Origin of the sequence: Bacillus sp. JHAA (assembly GCF_036961585.1) — a bacterium.
Taxonomy (GTDB): domain Bacteria; phylum Bacillota; class Bacilli; order Bacillales; family Bacillaceae; genus Bacillus; species Bacillus velezensis.
This window is the reverse complement of record NZ_JBAMDE010000019.1, coordinates 1-3,047: the sequence shown is the minus strand read 5'-3', so window position 1 is coordinate 3,047 and position 3,047 is coordinate 1. Positions and strand designations below refer to the sequence as shown.

1 rRNA gene is annotated in these 3,047 nt (G+C 52.9%); it reads right to left on the bottom strand.

Annotated features, from left to right (window positions below):
* Nucleotides 1-38: 38 nt before the first annotated feature.
* Nucleotides 39-2,968: ribosomal RNA gene (locus V7728_RS20220) — 23S ribosomal RNA — on the bottom strand.
* Between the last annotated feature and the right edge of the window lie 79 nt (nt 2,969-3,047).

The window sequence follows — 3,047 nt, the reverse complement described above, 5'->3', positions numbered from 1 at the left end:
TTCTCTCAAAACTAGATAACAGTAAGCATACATTCAAATTGGTTAAGTCCTCGATCGATTAGTATCTGTCAGCTCCATGTGTCGCCACACTTCCACCTCAGACCTATCAACCTGATCATCTTTCAGGGATCTTACTTCCTTGCGGAATGGGAAATCTCATCTTGAGGGGGGCTTCATGCTTAGATGCTTTCAGCACTTATCCCGTCCGCACATAGCTACCCAGCGATGCCCTTGGCAGAACAACTGGTACACCAGCGGTGCGTCCATCCCGGTCCTCTCGTACTAAGGACAGCTCCTCTCAAATTTCCTGCGCCCGCGACGGATAGGGACCGAACTGTCTCACGACGTTCTGAACCCAGCTCGCGTACCGCTTTAATGGGCGAACAGCCCAACCCTTGGGACCGACTACAGCCCCAGGATGCGATGAGCCGACATCGAGGTGCCAAACCTCCCCGTCGATGTGGACTCTTGGGGGAGATAAGCCTGTTATCCCCGGGGTAGCTTTTATCCGTTGAGCGATGGCCCTTCCATGCGGAACCACCGGATCACTAAGCCCGACTTTCGTCCCTGCTCGACTTGTAGGTCTCGCAGTCAAGCTCCCTTGTGCCTTTACACTCTGCGAATGATTTCCAACCATTCTGAGGGAACCTTTGGGCGCCTCCGTTACCTTTTAGGAGGCGACCGCCCCAGTCAAACTGCCCACCTGACACTGTCTCCCCGCCCGATAAGGGCGGCGGGTTAGAAGGTCAATACAGCCAGGGTAGTATCCCACCGATGCCTCCACCGAAGCTGGCGCTCCGGTTTCCAAGGCTCCTACCTATCCTGTACAAGCTGTACCAACATTCAATATCAGGCTGCAGTAAAGCTCCACGGGGTCTTTCCGTCCTGTCGCGGGTAACCTGCATCTTCACAGGTACTATAATTTCACCGAGTCTCTCGTTGAGACAGTGCCCAGATCGTTGCGCCTTTCGTGCGGGTCGGAACTTACCCGACAAGGAATTTCGCTACCTTAGGACCGTTATAGTTACGGCCGCCGTTTACTGGGGCTTCAATTCGCACCTTCGCTTACGCTAAGCGCTCCTCTTAACCTTCCAGCACCGGGCAGGCGTCAGCCCCTATACTTCGCCTTACGGCTTCGCAGAGACCTGTGTTTTTGCTAAACAGTCGCCTGGGCCTATTCACTGCGGCTCTCTCGGGCTTGCACCCTAACAGAGCACCCCTTCTCCCGAAGTTACGGGGTCATTTTGCCGAGTTCCTTAACGAGAGTTCTCTCGATCACCTTAGGATTCTCTCCTCGCCTACCTGTGTCGGTTTGCGGTACGGGCACCTCTCACCTCGCTAGAGGCTTTTCTTGGCAGTGTGGAATCAGGAACTTCGCTACTATAATTCGCTCGCCATCACAGCTCAGCCTTCACGGGAAACGGATTTGCCTATTTCCCAGCCTAACTGCTTGGACGCGGATATCCAATACCGCGCTTACCCTATCCTCCTGCGTCCCCCCATTGCTCAAATGGTGAGGAGGTGGTACAGGAATATCAACCTGTTATCCATCGCCTACGCCTTTCGGCCTCGGCTTAGGTCCCGACTAACCCTGAGCGGACGAGCCTTCCTCAGGAAACCTTAGGCATTCGGTGGAGGGGATTCTCACCCCTCTTTCGCTACTCATACCGGCATTCTCACTTCTAAGCGCTCCACAAGTCCTTCCGGTCTTGCTTCACAGCCCTTAGAACGCTCTCCTACCACTGTTCGAAGAACAGTCCGCAGCTTCGGTGATACGTTTAGCCCCGGTACATTTTCGGCGCAGAGTCACTCGACCAGTGAGCTATTACGCACTCTTTAAATGGTGGCTGCTTCTAAGCCAACATCCTGGTTGTCTAAGCAACTCCACATCCTTTTCCACTTAACGTATACTTTGGGACCTTAGCTGGCGGTCTGGGCTGTTTCCCTTTCGACTACGGATCTTATCACTCGCAGTCTGACTCCCAAGGATAAGTCATCGGCATTCGGAGTTTGACTGAATTCGGTAACCCGGTAGGGGCCCCTAGTCCAATCAGTGCTCTACCTCCGAGACTCTTACCTTGAGGCTAGCCCTAAAGCTATTTCGGAGAGAACCAGCTATCTCCAGGTTCGATTGGCATTTCACCCCTACCCACACCTCATCCCCGCACTTTTCAACGTGCGTGGGTTCGGGCCTCCATTCAGTGTTACCTGAACTTCACCCTGGACATGGGTAGATCACCTGGTTTCGGGTCTACGACCACGTACTCAATTCGCCCTATTCAGACTCGCTTTCGCTGCGGCTCCGCATCTTCTGCTTAACCTTGCACGGGATCGTAACTCGCCGGTTCATTCTACAAAAGGCACGCCATCACCCGTTAACGGGCTCTGACTACTTGTAGGCACACGGTTTCAGGATCTCTTTCACTCCCCTTCCGGGGTGCTTTTCACCTTTCCCTCACGGTACTGGTTCACTATCGGTCACTAGGGAGTATTTAGCCTTGGGAGATGGTCCTCCCGGATTCCGACGGAATTTCACGTGTTCCGCCGTACTCAGGATCCACTCAGGAGAGAACGAAGTTTTGACTACAGGGCTGTTACCTCCTATGGCGGGCCTTTCCAGACCTCTTCATCTACCTCGTTCCTTTGTAACTCCGTACAGAGTGTCCTACAACCCCAAGAGGCAAGCCTCTTGGTTTGGGCTGGTCCCGTTTCGCTCGCCGCTACTCAGGGAATCGCATTTGCTTTCTCTTCCTCCGGGTACTTAGATGTTTCAGTTCCCCGGGTCTGCCTTCTCATATCCTATGTATTCAGATATGGATACCACTCCATTACGAGTGGTGGGTTTCCCCATTCGGAAATCTCCGGATCAAAGCTTGCTTACAGCTCCCCGAAGCATATCGGTGTTCGTCCCGTCCTTCATCGGCTCCTAGTGCCAAGGCATCCACCGTGCGCCCTTTCTAACTTAACCGTTAAAAAGAATCACTACGTGATATCTTGCATTACTAATTGAATGTGAATTACTTCTGTTATCTAGTTTTCAAAGAACA